A 14785-nucleotide genomic window follows, 5' to 3' on the forward strand; every position below is an offset into this window, starting at 1 on the left:
ATCCACATCGAAAACCTTTCCCCGGCTTGCGCTTTGGCCCTATATTGATGTGGATTGCTGCATAAAATTGACACTCAAGGTATTTTAATGATTTTAAATACTCCAACATCCGAGGATTTTTTTAAAACAGGCAAGGAGCTGCTGTCGTTTGCCTGGGATATTGTTGCGAAGCTTCTAGTCAGCTTGAATGAGGCGGAACAATATGGAATTGATCCTTCTGAGGTTTCCGAAGAATACTGGAGCCTTTCTCAAAGACACCTAACAACGGCGCTTACGATTACTCAACAAGGCGTTGAGTTAGCAATAAAAGGTCGGATATGCGCCATTTCTCCGTACATACTAATCTCTGACTCACCATCAAAATGGCCATCACCATACAGTGGCTCGCTAGATTTCAGCATTTTCCGAACAATTGATGCGCAAGACTTAATTAAGGTGCACGATACTTTTTCAGATACGCCATTTGAAGGAGAATTTGTGGATGCCTTCAATAACCTGAGAGAAAAACGCAACACGATAATGCATTCTGTAAGTAAGTCATTGGAGGTCACATTCAATGATGTCCTGAGCACGCTATTGTTTATGCATAAAACCCTATTCCCTAATGACTCCTGGGCACGGCTAAGATTTGATGCATTAAAAAATTCGCCATCTACAGAGCTGGGCAGCAGCGAATTTATTACAAACGAAGCCTGTTTGGAGCTGTTTTACGTTATTGAGTCACTGCAGCCAGCACAAGTTAAAGAATACTTCAAGATCGACAAGAAAAAAAGGGCGTATTATTGCCCCCACTGCCACGATGAAGCAAGCCGTGACTATGGGGATTATGAGCCAAAGCTTGCCCGACTTACTACGCCTCAGGCCACCTGCAATATTCTTTATTGTCCGGTATGTGATGATGAGTACGAAGTAGAAAGAACTGACTGCACAAAAGAGTATGTTGGAGATTGCCCTGGAAACGTCATGAGCAGTTATGGATCGTGTATGACGTGTGGGCATTAGCCGATGGCGGCAGTCATTTTTCGACACCTGGCTCAGCCAGAAGCAAGACTTGCGCTGAAGATAGGCCGATATCCGCCTATCGCCATCGTCAGCTTTGGTGCGATATCAGCCTCTGCCGACAGGTAGGAGTCGGCCAGAAGCGGAGACTCTAAGGTGTCTTTACGCTTGCAGACGGCTCAAGCGCCGACCCGCTGAAACTGGCATAGTTAAGAGTGCTCGTAGGCCCTCTTATAGGATCCTGGGCCCTGCCTACAATGTGGCAGGGCCAGATCTCCGCAATTATAGAAGCTCATGCAGCCCTCAGAAAATTGGACTACTTGCCCAAAATGCGCATTCCAACTATGGAACAATTTTGTTGGCGAGAGATTTATATAGTTCCACAAAAGCAGAAAAGTGTGAGTGCTGTGCCTGAATCGAGTGCTGACCGAAGTGACGGGCTACTGGGGTTTCTAAAAGATCACCTGCTCCGTAGCCCTGCTTCAAGCGTCCATTGGCTGGTTGAAGAAAGTATAAGGCAGTATTTTTAAAATCTGCACGGCATTTTTCGGATGAATGTGCCACCCGATTTCTTATAGATGAGGCATGCCCCTAAAGCACTGATTTTGATTTTACATCACCGAACCCGTGCGAATTGAAAAGGAAATCAGCTTGATTAGTGACCCAGCTTGGGTCAGTCACCTTTAAGTAATCCTTTCTAGGATTGAACTTGGCGTTATTTGATAGTACTTGATATGCATGTTCGAGGTTCAGAGCCCTCCCATGTTTCGGTGTGGGCTGATAGCCTGCTCCAGTCTTCGCACCTGCAACGTAGCGAACCAGTACCATCTCAAGGAACTCCTCCCAAGAGGCGACCACCCCCATAAAGGCAAGCTCCACTATTTGTCGAATATACTTAGGATGTATTCCTGCCGCACCTGCGGGGTTGTTCCACCCTTGAACTGCCTGATCTTAGTAACTAGGTCTTCTGCCGCTTGAATCTCTTTAAAAAAGTAGTTTTGACGTGATCTACCTCAGGTGGGCGTCCGGCCATTGATTTTAATCCAAGATGTCAATGAGCCATTCACGTTATCCGGGCTTCAAAACATTGTCTAGGGTTCGCCTTTAAAATAATGCAAGAAGGGGCTATGGAGTTATGAATATGCCCACGACATGAAGCTGTCGTAGCGGGGGGAGAAACCATCTCACCAACGACTGCTACTGGCCGTTAGCTGCCGCCCACGAAGGGCAGCTTTGGGTCGTTAGCAGTCAATCGTGAATTACTGCTTGCGCCTCTTAGCCATGTGGGCGATTGGTCGTAACGATTGCAAGTGGCTGGCCACGTCCAATGCAAACGGCTGGTAAGCATCGATAAAAATCACTGGTCACGTACATGGCAAATTTCCACCCCTTGCATGCAGGGTATCGGCCTGATGCGGGCCATCTGTTAATGACCTTTCTCTGTGGGCCCGCCTAGGGCGTGCAACTGGTAGTCGGTGACCGCCCGGAAGCGATGCTCGGCCATCAGCTTAAGCCGCTCCAGCTCCGCGCTCCAACTACCCCTTCAGCCTGGGCTTGGTGGTACAGCTTGAGTGCTTCCACAGCCTCGGTGTACAGCGGGTGGTCAGGCATGAGTACCTTGCTCAGATCTCTTTTCACGATCTATCCCTTTCGCCATAGCGATCCCACACGACGCGATGCCATCAAGGAGTGTGTTTAGCCTACCACTGCTGATCAGCCTGGACGGAGTGGGCGTACATCAATGCTTCGTCGGCGAGTTCCAACATATCAGCCAAGGTTCCTGAGTCTACGGCATGCGTATCACGTAGCGCATATGCGTGATGCACAAGCTCCCGGTGATGTTTCTTCGGCGAGTGGAGCAGTGCCTGGGTGTCGTTGAGCAGCTGCCGCCACTCTTGGATCGACATTACGGGCAGATTGGTGCCTGTCATGGCAGTATTCTCTATTGCTGTATGGGCATACAGTATTCGGGAAATGCCTGGCTGCATAGGTACTGCGGACGAAATGCGTCGCCGATGGTCACAGATCAGTCGCTGGTACGAGGTACGTTTTCGCTGTGGGTGGCGATAGCTCGCCCTGATGAATTACCTGACAGCATCACCAAAGAAAAAGCCCCCGTAAGGGGGCTTTAGCAATCCATCGGTGGAGCGTGTTACTGGGCGAGCCAGCCTTCCACCACATCAGAGCCGTACTCGGCTTTCCATTCCTTGAGCAGCTTGTGATTGCCGCCCTTGGTCTCGATGATTTCGCCGTTGTGCGGATTCTTGTACTGCTTTACCTGGCGGGCACGACGTGGGGCTTTCTCTGCAACAGCAGGAGCGGCGGCGCGACGGCTAGCCTGGGGATCCAGGATGTTGATGATGTCACGCAGGCTGTACCCGTATTTGCTCAAAAGATCGCGCAGTTTGGTCTCAAATTCGATCTCCGATTGCAGCTCGGCGGAGCCTTTCATCGCTTCCAGTTCGGCCAGTTGTGCGGCCAATGTTTGCTCGAGCTTACGGAATTCTGCAAGACGGGACATAAGTGCTTCCTCAAATACCGGATGAAATTAGTCGGTTACTGTAAACCATTTTCAGCTCGCCCTACTTAAATTTTGAGTATGCACTGCCATTCTTGTTCAATTTCTAAGCAGTGGCGTTCAAGTACACGCGCCTGAATCAGCAATGCGAATAGTAGAGCCTGCCGGCGCCATGAAATAACTGCGTACCTCCCGGGGAGCATAAATGCTTGCCTCGCCGACACCGCCGCATGAACCAAGATCGATAATTTCGGGTCAGTCTGTAACGGGAGATTGCAACTGGTGGGGTGCAGCGAATGGTTTCATTTGATCTACAAAGGATGCTCATTGGCGAGTTTCCGCTGACCTTCCTCTTTGAGGTCGCTCTTCGCGTTTCAGCGGCGTTTCTAGCCGTGTTCTTCTTTCTCAAATTCAGTGGTCGACGCGGAATCAGGCAGCTGTCCCGTTTCGAGCTCGTGGTGATCCTCACCTTGGGCTCAGCCGCAGGCGATGTTACCTTTTACGAAGATGTACCCCTCCTCCCGGTCGCATTGGTTTTCCTCACGCTTTTGCTGCTCTATCGTGGAACCGTCTACATGATGAGACGCAGCAGAACATGCGAGGCCTGGATCGATGGATTACCCATCACCGTCGTAAAGGACGGCATGTACGAGATCCATTCCCTGCGAAATTTGAACATCTCGTCGAACGAGCTCTTCATGGAGCTGCGCCAACAAGGCGTGGAGCATCTCGGCCAGGTTCGACTGGGCCTATTGGAAACTGATGGCGATCTTAGTTTGTATTTCTATGGGCCAGATGACACCCGGCCAGGGTTATCAGTGCTGCCAGTCGAACATCGTCCAGAGTACCTAGCGCCGCCGAACGCTGGCCTACATTGCTGCGTCAGCTGCGGCTTCCCAGTCTTCCATGAGCCTCAGGATTCAGTCGTCTGTGAACGCTGCGGACATAACGTCTGGTCACCTGCACTGGATACCTTACGCAACCGCTAGACCACATTTTCGCCCTTGCTCTCCCACACGACGCCGTCCCACCCGGGCGGGTTTTAGCCTACCAATGCTGATCAGCTTGGACGGAGTGGGCGTACATCAGTGCTTCGTCCACGAGCTCCAACATATCGGCCAGGGTTCCTGAGTCCACGGCATGCATATCACGTAATGCATATGCTTGGTGCAGAAGCTCTCTGTGATGTTTCTTAGGTGCAAGGAGCAGGGCCTCGGTGTCGTTGAGCAGCTGCCGCCACTCTTGGATCGACATTACCGGCAGATTGGTGCCTGTCATGGCGGTATTCTCTATTGCTGTATAGGCATACAGTATTCGGAAAATGCCTGGCTGCATAGGCAGTGCGGACGAAATGCGCCTGCGATGGGAGTCAAGGTTGGCCGAAATTGAGCAGGGCTTGCCCAGCATCCCACAAGGCCTGGTTTAGGCTTACACAGTTTGGGTTTACGCAAGCGGTACGCGAGAGCCCTCGCCCGATACTATTCACGTCCTTTTCACATGCTATGTGGGAACGTTAGCTATCCCTACGTGTGATAGAAGCTCCCTTGCCCGTCTAGCAGCGGGCTTTCTTTTGCCCGCAATTCTTCATCGACTCGGGCCATTCGTCCGTTTGGCTGTCTGCTTCATCGATCAAGGCTGTCCACTAAGGACACCAGCCAGAGCCTTTCTCATGCGACAGCTATTTCAAACGATAACCCTTCCCCTCGCCTGCACTCTTCTGTGGGCTTGCTCTGCTCACGAAACTAAGTCTCCTGTAGAAACTCCAGGTCGGCCAGAGTCGGCGAAAACCCAGTTGCTGGAAGCCGGCGCCGCGACGCTGCAGTCCAAGCCGCCCATTGAGGCCATCAATGCCTACCTGGATGGCTTTCACTTCTACAACGGGCATCCGGACGTGCAGATGGAAGCGCATCACTACTGCTCCATCGTCAACGAGGATGTCATTCAGTGTGTGATATTCGACGGCAATACCAAGAGCTCGAATATCATGGGCGTCGAGTACATCATCGACGAGAAGCTTTTTGCCAGGTTGCCACCCAAAGAGAAGGCGATGTGGCACAGCCATGGTTACGAGGTCTCCTCTGGGCAGCTGATCGCTCCAGGCATTCCTTCTCCTGCTGAGCATGCTCTGATGGAGCGCCTGGCGCATACCTATGGGAAGACATGGCACACCTGGCACACCGATCAAGACAAAGCGCTACCTGTAGGTGTGCCGCAGTTGATGATGGGTTTTACCGCAGATGGCCAGACTGACCCGGCGATGGTCGAACAGCGCAATCGGCGCCTGGGTGTGGATGCTGCAAAAAACAAAGCTGAGCGGGCTGACATTCGTATTCCTGATGCTGATCCTCAGGCGGATGGCTGGCAGCACGGTAATGTCATTCAAATCACCGATCCAACCGGTGCCCATGTACATCGCTCTTCAACAGCTACACCATCCACTACAAATAGCCGATCCAGCCAATAGCCGCCTGCATCAGCTCTGCGTGGATGGGGCCTCGGGCGTGTCCCCCTTGCGGGGGAACGGCTGTCGTGTACCGCGCCCTGGCGCAGCCAGGGTCACGGCCCTACCGGGCTTCCATCCTCACGCCTACGCCCCTCCATGGGCTTCGCGCTCCGCTTGCGGGGTCAAGTCGGAACAATTTTCATCGTGCGATATCCTGCTTGTAGCGTTCCGCGTATACCTGCATGACCATGAAAACGACGTTCGGGATCATCATGATGGTGATCATCCCCCAAAATCCGACTATCCTCCAGCCATGTAAGGCAGCGCCCAAAGCGATACCCAGCATTGAGAGCAGTACCTGCAACCCCCCGACCTTCCTTTGTCCCTTCATTCGAGTTCCTTGAGATGACTCGTACATCATTTTTTTCGGTTACAGCCTACATATCGACCCAAGCGCAACAGCTAATCGCGGGTTAGGCCAAATGGGATTCACTTGCTGAGAAATGTCAGAGCGGTGCGGGCAAACTTTTCCGGCTGGTCAAGCATTACGAAGTGAAAACTGCCGTCAATGCGCTTTAACCGGATGTCGCGTGCTGAGGTATAGGCCTGATGGAACATCGCATCCACGCTGGATGAAGGCACGCCATACATTGGGTCATATGCGTACACGACCTCCACCGGCACGGTGATGCGGCTGAGTTCAGGTCGCAAATCGGTGACCATCAATTCATAGACAGCATCGGCCACCGTTCTGCGATCCGAGCGGATACTGTCAGCGACCAAACCTGGCCTAAACGCTTCATTTTTAACAAGCCGAGCGATGGATGCAGTTTGCATGGCTTCGTTTTGCTCAGCAGATGCAGCCATTAGCGAATCACGCATCACAGCAGCAGGCGCTGTAGCAGTTTCGGTGGTGGCCGAAGGGTCGACTAACAAGCTGTAAAAGGGAAGCGCATCAACGATCAGCAATCGGCCCACCTGATCGGGATGGCGAGCTCCAAGCATCAAAGCTGCCTCTCCTCCCAGAGAGTGGCCGATGATCACCGGTGCTTGGATCCGCTGAGAGTGGATGTAGTCAGCGATCTCTTCGACCGCAGGAGCAATGACTTTCCCCTTGGTTTCGGATACGGCAGGCGACCCGGCGAAACCTGCCAGCTCAACCAGGTGAAGGCGATAGCTTTGCCTTAATTTGGGGACTAGGTCATCCCATACCTTTCGAGACGATGCCAGGCCTGGGATCAATACGACGTCCTTGCCGGAACCTTCAACCTGCACAGAAATTCGCTGCAGGCTGGAATGCTCTGCTGGCTGGGACGATAGGCCTGCTGATGCCATTACCGGCCCTGTCATCAACGAAAGCGTGGTTCCAACCATCGCCATGATTCTTCCAACGCGCATCAGACCCGCCCTTCTACGCAAAGCACTGCAAATTTTGCAGAACAATCACCTTTGAAAATAGTCGGCGTCATAGTCTCTCCTTGACCGTTGGCAAACGGACAGTATAAGGGCTTCAAAGCGCGGTGAAACCAGTAATCCGAGGTTCAGCTTGAGCCAAGGGGTGAAAAAAGTAGGCGTCCGCCCAACGCACCTTGCGTGAGCTGGGTCGGAATCCACTGACAGGTAGCAGCCCGTCCTTAGTGGCCTCGTTGCAGCACCGGCACCCTAGCGCGCCTGCGCTGCTTGTTGACGGGAATACGTTGCAGCACACTAAGCCTCCATCGTAAGGAGACGACCTCGCATGAAGGATACGCCTAGCATCCCCCTGATTATCCTCGATGTTCAGGATGCTATCGATCAACCTGTTTGGAATGGTAAAAGCCACCCTGGCTATTTGTCAGTTATCCAACGCCTTCTTCGGCACTGGCGATCCAGTGGCTGGCCTGTCCTTCATGTGAAGCATGATGAAGAAAATCCCACCTCCAGCTATTACGTTCATGGCCCTTGGAATGGGATCAAGAAAGAAGTGGCACCGGTAGAGGGCGAGATTGTCATTATCAAGCATGAGAACTGCGCATTCATAGGAACCCAATTGGATGCCATTCTCAAAAATATGCAAGTAAAACGCATTGTTTTGACGGGCGTTGTGGTTCACAACAGCATGGATGCCACTATCCGGGCCGGGAAAGCGCTTGGGTACGAAATTATTCTTCCTGCGGATGCCACGACTGCTGTACCCGTAACCGGGCCGCAAGGAACGTGTTGGGACGCCTTAACCGTTTATGAGCTGGCCTTGGCCATACTGGGCACTGAATATGCCCAAGTCATGTCATCAGAGGATGTGCTCGCTCAGCTCCGCCTATGAAGCAGCGTCAGGCCTCCACTGATGCGGTAGCAAGCGCCCGACTTCACTGGCCCGCTGCGTCGGCAGCCGCATCAGAACGTCCTTTGAACAAGTTGTCCCCCAGACGGGACTCCAGTTGACGCACTGAGTAACTAACCGCTGACTGTGTAACACGAAGCTTGGCCGCCGCACGGGTAAAATGTCTTTCCTGCGCCACTGCTAGAAATACGACGAGGTCGCTGAATTTGTCGCGGGCCATTGAAGCCGGCTAATGCAGATCCCAAAATTGTGGACTCTCTGCGATGTTCGTCAACTTCAAGGCACCGTCGTCGCTAGACTGCACAGAAGCGTAGCGCCTGACACAGTGTTGTCGAGAATGCACCAATTGGGTGGATGGATAGCGCTGTACAAGCCCGGCGCATCCTGCACCGGGCATCAGCCATCATTTTTCGAGTGTTGCCGCCTGGTTGCCACCTTCTTCAGCAATTGCAGAAAGCTTATCGTCCGCTGCTTTTTCCTCGGCCAAGGTATCGCCCAGCAACGACACTGCTTCCTTCATTCCCAGGTGCTTGGCCATGGCGATCAGCGTTCCGTAGCTGGCGATCTCGTAGTGCTCCACCTTCTGGCAAGCCCCGATCAACGCTGCATCGAGCACCGCGCCTTTTTCGATTTCATCGAGTAGCTCCTTGCTCTCCTCGACCAGCCCTTCCATCGCAACGCACTTCATCCGCTTGAGCTTCAAGCCTGCCGACTCCACCAGTTGGTCGATGCGCTCGATCTGACCCTGGGTTTCGGCCAGGTGGGACGTGAAGGCGTCGGCCAACAATGGATTGGTGGCGGCCCTGGCCAACCGAGGCAGCGCCTTGGTGATCTGCTTTTCTGCGCTATACACGTCAGACAGTTCGTGGATAAACAGGTCTTCAACAGTTTTCCGTGCAGCCATTGGTTATCTCCTAGACGGTAGTGATCAGTGCAGGGTGTTACTCAGAAAAGTTTCTGGCCGCTCGACTTCCGGCGCATCGCCGGGAAGGTCGTTCGGTAGAAGCGAGCCGACTCCGAAGGTCATTACGGCCATGCGTACACGGAGAGCTCGACAGGCCAAGCGGGACTCAGCTTCAAATTCGGCCAACGCTTGACTCATGAGGTGCTCAACGCCAACCAGGCGATGTGGCGAGGCTTTCTTGCGCAGAGTGTTCATGAAGCCTCCGGCAGCTCAGTCTTTGCCATTGATCAAGCCGGAGCCAAGATCCGCTCCGGTGACCGGGTTGGTGGTTGGATCGGACATCGTCCGAAGCTTCATCGCCTCGACCGTTTCAGCCTCGGCAGGAGTCAGCGTCACCGAAGCGGTGCCATCTCCCCCATCAACAGCTGCGGATGGATTTTCCACGTACTCCCACTCGCTGCCCTCGTTCCAAGGGCCGCGCACATTGGGCTCACCGGACATGTTGAAATACTTGTTGGTGAACTCCGGCATGCCGGGGAGCTTGCCTTGGGGGAAGTTCGGCTGAATGGCGTGAAGCGCCTTCTCAAAGGAAAGCTGATGGGCGATCTCTCGCGTCATGAGGAAGCCCAGCGCCTCTTTCACGCCTGGGTCATCAGTCACGTTCATCAGACGCTCGTAGACGATCTTGGCCCGCGCTTCAGCGGCGATGTTCGAACGAAAATCTGCTGTTGGCTCGCCTATGGTATCGACATAGGCAGCGCTCCAAGGGACGCCAGCCGAATTGGTGAGCGGAGCGCCGGCACCGTACAAGATGCTGGTGATATGGGAGTCGTTGCCCGCACCATTGATCGCTCGATACAATTCACCCTCCTCTTCTACGCCCTCTGCAAGGCGACCTTTGGCCCCTTTGTTGAGCATGACGATGATGGAGCCGACGATCTCCAGGTGACTGAGCTCCTCGGTCGCGATGTCCATGAGCAGGTCTTTACGCCCCGGATCGTCTTCCGCCAACGCTTGAGTGAAATAACGGCTAGCAGCCGCCAGTTCACCTTGAGCACCACCGAATTGTTCGAGCAACAGGTTCGCCAGACCTGGATTGGGCTGCGCTACTCGCACGGTATATTGCAAGCGCTTGTTATGGATAAACATGGCTATCTCCTCGCGGCTAGTCGAACGCCCATAATTATTTGTGAATGTCGTCTATGGCTGGGAGTGAGCTCCGTCTTACATCGTGCTAACCAACGCTCAACATTCAGGACGGGCGGCCACGCAGAAATAGTTCAAAGTGATTTTCCATGCAAATAAAAATAAATAGACTCCAATAGTTAGTGCGCAACACCATTCATCGTCTGAAACGAATAGTTCCTAAAGGACGGTTTCCCAATAATTCCCTCACAAAGGATATTTGACCATGGCGACTCCAACCGAGAACTTACTGGATTGGCTGCGTGATGCTCACGCAATGGAACAGCAAGCTGAGACAATGCTGAAGGGGCAAGCAGAGCGACTTGAGCACTATCCCAAACTTCGCGAGCGAATTGTTCAGCACATTGCAGAAACCGAAGGACAGCAGCGTCGGCTAGTGGAGTGCATCGAGCGCCTTGGCGGAAGCACATCGAAACTGAAAGACATGGCCGGCAAACTCATGGCGTTTGGCCAAGCTGTTGACGGCATGGCGATGAGCGACGAAGTGGTCAAGGGCGCCATGGCTGGCTACGTGTTCGAGAATGTAGAGATCGCTTCCTACACGGTGCTCGTAGAAGCGGCTACATTCGCGGGCGACGAGCTGACGGCAGATGCGTGCCGTTCGATCCTGAAAGAAGAGATCGCCATGGCGAAATGGCTGGGTGAGCATTTGCCAGAAATCACACAAGCCTTCCTTTCTCGTTCTGCAAATCCGGATGTTGAAGCGAAACGCTGATTTCGAAAAGGCCGTATCGCGTTGATACGGCTCATTACTTTCCGTTGGGCCTCCAATCGATATGAAAGACTTTTCCGATATCAACTGCTGCCATTCCCGCCTTAAAGGGCCGCTATGGAAGACGTTGAGCTTTAGCGTCTTACACTTCTCGATAGCCTTTACCGTCGCCTACCTACTCACCGGCTCTGTATTGACGGGCGGACTGATTGCGATCATTGAGCCGGCTCGTAATACCGTTGCCTTTTATTTCCACGAAAAGGTGTGGCAACGTCTTCAGAGCTAATAATTAACAACTTTACTGCGCGGATCACTGGCAATCCTTCTGGCCCGTCCTACACCCCAGGCCAGTGCACGGGTCATCGATTCTCCTGGCCTAGCATCAAATGCTTCTTCGTGGAGTGGCATCCCAGTGGCCGCATAGACGCCGATAAAAACCTGGGTAGCCCCGGTTCGCGACAATCTCGTCTGTACGTCAATAACCGTTCCGTTGTCCAGTGTCTCATCATGGCTACGATGGGGAAGCACAGGGTCAGCCCACTTCCAGAAAACATCACCACGTATTCGCATGTCAGCCATCCTATGACTTTAGTATCATTTAGACATCACCTGACCTTAGCGGAGCAGCCCATCAACGCGAGCGCCAATTTCCGACAACGACGCTTTTCGGACAGCCGGTAACGGTCGCCCAACTCTTCAACGTGCCATCGAGCTCCGAGCGGAAGTCGTAATGCAGCCGTGTGGCGTCATGCTTCTGGACGCAGAATTGTAAGGCCTGAATCTTCCTGCTCGACTGCTTACGATTTCCAGACGGCTCCGGTGACGCGTCGAAATCTCGCATCCGGTTGTATTTCTCAAGGCTGGAGACATGGTTAGTGGATGGCGCATCGGGCTCGATGACGGCCTTGCCCAAAATCACCTCAACGAGCGTGGCCAGGGTTTTACGCTGAGCCTTGGCTTCAGCACTGAGGATCTGTACGGCCATGGTTTCACGCAGATCTGGGAGTGCTTCGCCAGCCTCCAATGCCTCCGCTTCTGTAAGCACTTGTACCTGCGAAAGCGCCTCAGGATGTGAGGCAGCGAACACCATGTATGCCAACATCGTGTCGTCCATCGCCACGCCCCTCGTTTAATCGGCCTGGCTCTTGTGGCACGGGCTCAGATCGTTCTGATACCGGTGTGGTCAGGAATGTTCAGCTTGAAATGTGGGCGTCGCGAATGAGTTTTAAGTACCACCGGACTTGTTCGGCTGAACTTTGCCATCTGTCATGGCTTCCCCTGCATACCTATCACGGAAAAACGCCTGCAGGAGCTGACCTTATGAGAGCACTGACCTACCACGGAGCACACGACGTCAGGGTCGATAACGTCCCCGATCCCATCATTGAGCAGGAAGACGACATTATCCTCAGGGTCACCGCCACAGCCATTTGCGGCTCTGACCTGCACCTTTATCGAGGCAAAATTCCAGAAACCGAAGCGGGTGATATCTTCGGCCATGAGTTCATGGGCATCGTCGAAGATACTGGCAGTGCCGTCACCAATCTGCAGATCGGCGACCGCGTAGTGATTCCCTTCGTGATCGCGTGCGGCAGCTGTTTCTTCTGCCAGCACGACCTGTTCGCTGCCTGTGAAACCACCAACACAGGTCGTGGTGCGATCATCAACAAGAAGGGAATTCCCCCAGGCGCCGCGCTGTTTGGATATAGCCATCTCTATGGCGGTATCCCTGGCGGCCAGGCGGATTACGTGAGGGTGCCCAAGGGCAACGTCGGCCCGTTCAAAGTGCCCACCGCGCTGGCCGACGACAAGGTGCTATTCCTCTCGGACATCCTGCCGACCGCTTGGCAGGCGGTCATCAATGCCGAAATAGGCCAAGGGTCATCGGTGGCGATCTACGGCGCCGGGCCGGTGGGCTTGCTGAGCGCCGCCTGTGCGCGAATGCTCGGCGCTCAGACCATCTTCATGGTCGACGACAACGATTATCGCCTGGCCTACGCACGAGAGGCCTACGGGGTCATACCGATCAACTTCGAGCAAGACGACGATCCCGCCGACAGCATCATCCGCCAGACGCCAGGCATGCGCGGCGTCGATGCGGTGATCGATGCGGTCGGTTTCGAGGCGAAAGGCAGCACTGCCGAAACGGTGATGACGGCGCTGAAGATCGAAGGCAGCAGTGGCAAGGCGCTGCGCCAGAGCATTGCTGCAGTGCGTCGCGGCGGAGTTGTCAGTGTGCCGGGGGTATACGCCGGCTTCATCCACGCCTTCATGTTCGGCGATGCCTTCGACAAGGGGCTCACCTTCAAGATGGGCCAGACCCATGTGCAGAAATACTTGCCTGAACTTCTTGAACACATCGAAGCAGGTCGCCTGCAACCAGAGCTGATCGTCACCCACCGCCTGGCCCTCGAAGAAGCGGCCATGGGCTACAAGATGTTCGATCAGAAGCAGGACAACTGCCGCAAGGTCATCCTCGTGCCAGGCGCGGCAGCGGGCACCTTGGGCCCTGACTTCGTGTAAAGGAGGCAAGCACATGAACGGTATCGCCAGCTACTCCTGGATTGCCGTCGCGGCAATCCTCTTGCTCATCGATCTGTGGGCCATCGTCAGCGTGTTCCGGAGCGACAAGTCAGATGCAGTCAAAGCGGCCTGGGCCCTGCTGATCGTCGCCCTACCGCTGGTTGGCCTGGGTATCCGGGGCGTTGCTGGCCCACGCGGTATCAAGCGAGGTACTGGGCCCACTTCCGACGAGCACAGCAAAGGCTGACATTTCCGAGCTCCACTTACAGGGGTTTCAACATGATCGATCAAGCGACAGGCATGAAACCAGGCGAACGCTATCGCGTGGAAAACGTGGAGCGCGCTCATCAGTTCCCCGGCTTCTTTCAAGACGGGAAGTATTATCTCGGCCCTGAGCTTCTCACCGCCGTGGGATGGCTTGAAGGCACACAATTCATCTACGACAGCCTGGATGCCGAAGGTGAGCCCGTGTTTGCTAACCGGGAGGCGGGAATCATCGAAGGGCTGACTTTAACCCTGGTAGATGGCACCGCTCTGGGACTTTGCCGAGTCGAGGCCAGCGAAACCCTTGCTAACTTTGACGCCAGTACGTCGGGCACAAATGATGGAGCACTTGGCGATAGTTACCCGATCAAGGGCCCGCTTCGCGGCAAAGTCGTGGTGATCACTGGGGCTTCAAGCGGTATAGGTCGCGCCGCTGCGCACGCCTTTGCGTGCAAAGGTGCTCGCCTGGTACTCGCAGCACGCGACGAAGAGGCGTTATTCGACGTCCTGGATGAATGCACCGATTGCGGTACCGACGCCATAGCGATTATGACGGACGTCACCCGCAACGATCATGTTCAAGCGCTCGCCGAGCAGGCTGCAGAATTTGGCCATGGACGGATCGATATCTGGATCAACAATGCCGGGGTCGGCGCGGTCGGCAATTTCGAAGAAACGCCATTGGAGGCGCACGAGCAGGTCATCCAGACTGACCTGATCGGTTACCTGCGAGGTGCCTACGTCGCCCTTCCCTTCTTAAAGGCACAGGGCAGCGGTATTCTGATCAACACGCTGTCGCTGGGCAGCTGGGTGGCCCAGCCCTACGCCGCCGCTTATTCGGCGAGCAAATTCGGCTTGCGTGGACTGACCGAGGCATTGCGAGGCGAGCTGACTGG

At 54.3% G+C, this 14785-nt stretch carries 19 protein-coding genes and 2 pseudogenes; 9 read left to right on the plus strand and 12 right to left on the minus strand.

All coding sequences use genetic code 11. The features are described from left to right. Positions 1–54 precede the first annotated feature (54 nt). Complete coding sequence (locus APH36_RS31735) at positions 55–1002, plus strand: hypothetical protein (protein WP_144188280.1); 948 nt, start codon at positions 55–57, stop codon at positions 1000–1002. A gap of 1423 nt (positions 1003–2425) precedes the next feature. Here the strand turns inward: APH36_RS31735 and APH36_RS32125 are convergent. From APH36_RS32125 to APH36_RS19770, 3 genes and pseudogenes are all read right to left on the minus strand, one after another. Next, a pseudogene (locus APH36_RS32125) lies at positions 2426–2637 on the minus strand (hypothetical protein). Between the two features lie 62 nt (positions 2638–2699). Then, positions 2700–2930: a hypothetical protein gene (locus APH36_RS19765; RefSeq protein ID WP_060499936.1), complete on the minus strand. Its 231-nt coding sequence runs from the start codon at positions 2928–2930 to the stop codon at positions 2700–2702. Positions 2931–3151: 221 nt separating this feature from the next. Continuing rightward, on the minus strand, positions 3152–3520 hold the full coding sequence (locus APH36_RS19770) for a histone-like nucleoid-structuring protein, MvaT/MvaU family (RefSeq protein WP_041505967.1): 369 nt from the start codon (positions 3518–3520) through the stop codon (positions 3152–3154). 293 nt (positions 3521–3813) lie between these two features. On the opposite strand from APH36_RS19770, the gene APH36_RS19775 reads away from it, so the two are divergent. Continuing rightward, positions 3814–4506, plus strand: coding sequence for a DUF421 domain-containing protein (locus tag APH36_RS19775; protein WP_041505966.1), 693 nt, complete (start codon positions 3814–3816; stop codon positions 4504–4506). Between the two features lie 58 nt (positions 4507–4564). Here APH36_RS19775 and APH36_RS32750 read toward each other — a convergent pair whose 3' ends face one another. Beyond that, on the minus strand, positions 4565–4924 hold the full coding sequence (locus tag APH36_RS32750; protein ID WP_223809589.1) for a hypothetical protein: 360 nt from the start codon (positions 4922–4924) through the stop codon (positions 4565–4567). 262 nt (positions 4925–5186) lie between these two features. Here APH36_RS32750 and APH36_RS19785 point away from each other — a divergent pair, with 262 nt between their 5' ends. Continuing rightward, entirely contained in the window at positions 5187–5981 is a 795-nt protein-coding gene (locus APH36_RS19785; RefSeq protein ID WP_041505965.1) for an OBAP family protein, read from the plus strand. A 178-nt stretch (positions 5982–6159) separates the two neighbouring features. Here APH36_RS19785 and APH36_RS19790 read toward each other — a convergent pair whose 3' ends face one another. Continuing rightward, positions 6160–6306 (minus strand): hypothetical protein, encoded by a 147-nt coding sequence (locus APH36_RS19790; RefSeq protein WP_177337117.1) that lies wholly within the window; start codon positions 6304–6306, stop codon positions 6160–6162. Positions 6307–6449: 143 nt separating this feature from the next. Then, positions 6450–7358: an alpha/beta fold hydrolase gene (locus APH36_RS19795; RefSeq protein ID WP_029886728.1), complete on the minus strand. Its 909-nt coding sequence runs from the start codon at positions 7356–7358 to the stop codon at positions 6450–6452. 340 nt (positions 7359–7698) lie between these two features. On the opposite strand from APH36_RS19795, the gene APH36_RS19800 reads away from it, so the two are divergent. Further along, positions 7699–8262 (plus strand): isochorismatase family protein, encoded by a 564-nt coding sequence (locus APH36_RS19800; protein ID WP_029886729.1) that lies wholly within the window; start codon positions 7699–7701, stop codon positions 8260–8262. Positions 8263–8305: 43 nt separating this feature from the next. On the opposite strand, the gene APH36_RS31010 is transcribed toward APH36_RS19800, so the two are convergent. The 4 genes from APH36_RS31010 to APH36_RS19815 all read right to left on the minus strand — a co-directional run bounded on the left by APH36_RS31010 (position 8306) and on the right by APH36_RS19815 (position 10333). After that, complete coding sequence (locus tag APH36_RS31010; protein ID WP_080709236.1) at positions 8306–8500, minus strand: LysR family transcriptional regulator; 195 nt, start codon at positions 8498–8500, stop codon at positions 8306–8308. Positions 8501–8683: 183 nt separating this feature from the next. Continuing rightward, on the minus strand, positions 8684–9184 hold the full coding sequence (locus APH36_RS19805; RefSeq protein WP_009681418.1) for a ferritin-like domain-containing protein: 501 nt from the start codon (positions 9182–9184) through the stop codon (positions 8684–8686). Between the two features lie 24 nt (positions 9185–9208). Further along, the gene (locus APH36_RS19810; protein ID WP_029886730.1) at positions 9209–9439 is read right to left on the minus strand and encodes a hypothetical protein; all 231 of its coding nucleotides are present in this window, start codon (positions 9437–9439) and stop codon (positions 9209–9211) included. A gap of 15 nt (positions 9440–9454) precedes the next feature. Continuing rightward, a complete protein-coding gene (locus APH36_RS19815) occupies positions 9455–10333 on the minus strand; it encodes a manganese catalase family protein (RefSeq protein ID WP_029886731.1) in 879 nt (292 codons plus the stop codon). 262 nt (positions 10334–10595) lie between these two features. On the opposite strand from APH36_RS19815, the gene APH36_RS19820 reads away from it, so the two are divergent. Together APH36_RS19820 and APH36_RS31015 are read left to right on the plus strand one after the other, a co-directional pair. Then, entirely contained in the window at positions 10596–11105 is a 510-nt protein-coding gene (locus APH36_RS19820) for a ferritin-like domain-containing protein (protein ID WP_041505962.1), read from the plus strand. A gap of 61 nt (positions 11106–11166) precedes the next feature. Then, complete coding sequence (locus APH36_RS31015) at positions 11167–11388, plus strand: DUF2061 domain-containing protein (RefSeq protein ID WP_052484802.1); 222 nt, start codon at positions 11167–11169, stop codon at positions 11386–11388. Here APH36_RS31015 and APH36_RS32755 read toward each other — a convergent pair. Together APH36_RS32755 and APH36_RS32760 are read right to left on the minus strand one after the other, a co-directional pair. Next, positions 11385–11672 (minus strand): hypothetical protein, encoded by a 288-nt coding sequence (locus tag APH36_RS32755; RefSeq protein ID WP_029886733.1) that lies wholly within the window; start codon positions 11670–11672, stop codon positions 11385–11387. The two genes, APH36_RS31015 and APH36_RS32755, sit on opposite strands and share 4 nt — an antisense overlap. A 103-nt stretch (positions 11673–11775) precedes the next feature. Continuing rightward, positions 11776–12216, minus strand: a pseudogene (locus APH36_RS32760) (DNA polymerase ligase N-terminal domain-containing protein); the annotation flags it as partial. A 206-nt stretch (positions 12217–12422) separates the two neighbouring features. Here APH36_RS32760 and APH36_RS19830 point away from each other — a divergent pair. The 3 genes from APH36_RS19830 to APH36_RS19840 all read left to right on the plus strand — a co-directional run. Next, a complete protein-coding gene (locus APH36_RS19830; RefSeq protein ID WP_009681423.1) occupies positions 12423–13625 on the plus strand; it encodes a zinc-dependent alcohol dehydrogenase in 1203 nt (400 codons plus the stop codon). A 13-nt stretch (positions 13626–13638) separates the two neighbouring features. After that, positions 13639–13872 carry a PLD nuclease N-terminal domain-containing protein gene (locus tag APH36_RS19835; protein WP_060499937.1) on the plus strand — a complete coding sequence of 78 codons (234 nt, stop codon included), beginning with the start codon at positions 13639–13641 and terminating at the stop codon, positions 13870–13872. 32 nt (positions 13873–13904) lie between these two features. Next, positions 13905–14785, plus strand: an 881-nt coding sequence (locus APH36_RS19840; protein WP_060499938.1) for an SDR family oxidoreductase, incomplete at its 3' end; no start/stop codon positions are given.

Source organism: Pseudomonas sp. NBRC 111133, assembly GCF_001320605.1.
Taxonomy (GTDB): domain Bacteria; phylum Pseudomonadota; class Gammaproteobacteria; order Pseudomonadales; family Pseudomonadaceae; genus Aquipseudomonas; species Aquipseudomonas monteilii.

What these genes read in the sequence shown, in the direction of transcription:
- APH36_RS19765 (WP_060499936.1), bottom strand. Translation starts at nt 2,930, where the DNA reads ATGACAGGCACCAATCTGCCCGTAATGTCGATCCAAGAGTGGCGGCAG.
- APH36_RS19770 (WP_041505967.1), bottom strand. Translation starts at nt 3,520, where the DNA reads ATGTCCCGTCTTGCAGAATTCCGTAAGCTCGAGCAAACATTGGCCGCA.
- APH36_RS19775 (WP_041505966.1), top strand. Translation starts at nt 3,814, where the DNA reads ATGGTTTCATTTGATCTACAAAGGATGCTCATTGGCGAGTTTCCGCTG.
- APH36_RS32750 (WP_223809589.1), bottom strand. Translation starts at nt 4,924, where the DNA reads ATGCTGGGCAAGCCCTGCTCAATTTCGGCCAACCTTGACTCCCATCGC.
- APH36_RS19785 (WP_041505965.1), top strand. Translation starts at nt 5,187, where the DNA reads ATGCGACAGCTATTTCAAACGATAACCCTTCCCCTCGCCTGCACTCTT.
- APH36_RS19790 (WP_177337117.1), bottom strand. Translation starts at nt 6,306, where the DNA reads ATGCTGGGTATCGCTTTGGGCGCTGCCTTACATGGCTGGAGGATAGTC.
- APH36_RS19795 (WP_029886728.1), bottom strand. Translation starts at nt 7,358, where the DNA reads ATGCGCGTTGGAAGAATCATGGCGATGGTTGGAACCACGCTTTCGTTG.
- APH36_RS19800 (WP_029886729.1), top strand. Translation starts at nt 7,699, where the DNA reads ATGAAGGATACGCCTAGCATCCCCCTGATTATCCTCGATGTTCAGGAT.
- APH36_RS31010 (WP_080709236.1), bottom strand. Translation starts at nt 8,500, where the DNA reads ATGGCCCGCGACAAATTCAGCGACCTCGTCGTATTTCTAGCAGTGGCG.
- APH36_RS19805 (WP_009681418.1), bottom strand. Translation starts at nt 9,184, where the DNA reads ATGGCTGCACGGAAAACTGTTGAAGACCTGTTTATCCACGAACTGTCT.
- APH36_RS19810 (WP_029886730.1), bottom strand. Translation starts at nt 9,439, where the DNA reads ATGAACACTCTGCGCAAGAAAGCCTCGCCACATCGCCTGGTTGGCGTT.
- APH36_RS19815 (WP_029886731.1), bottom strand. Translation starts at nt 10,333, where the DNA reads ATGTTTATCCATAACAAGCGCTTGCAATATACCGTGCGAGTAGCGCAG.
- APH36_RS19820 (WP_041505962.1), top strand. Translation starts at nt 10,596, where the DNA reads ATGGCGACTCCAACCGAGAACTTACTGGATTGGCTGCGTGATGCTCAC.
- APH36_RS31015 (WP_052484802.1), top strand. Translation starts at nt 11,167, where the DNA reads ATGAAAGACTTTTCCGATATCAACTGCTGCCATTCCCGCCTTAAAGGG.
- APH36_RS32755 (WP_029886733.1), bottom strand. Translation starts at nt 11,672, where the DNA reads ATGCGAATACGTGGTGATGTTTTCTGGAAGTGGGCTGACCCTGTGCTT.
- APH36_RS19830 (WP_009681423.1), top strand. Translation starts at nt 12,423, where the DNA reads ATGAGAGCACTGACCTACCACGGAGCACACGACGTCAGGGTCGATAAC.
- APH36_RS19835 (WP_060499937.1), top strand. Translation starts at nt 13,639, where the DNA reads ATGAACGGTATCGCCAGCTACTCCTGGATTGCCGTCGCGGCAATCCTC.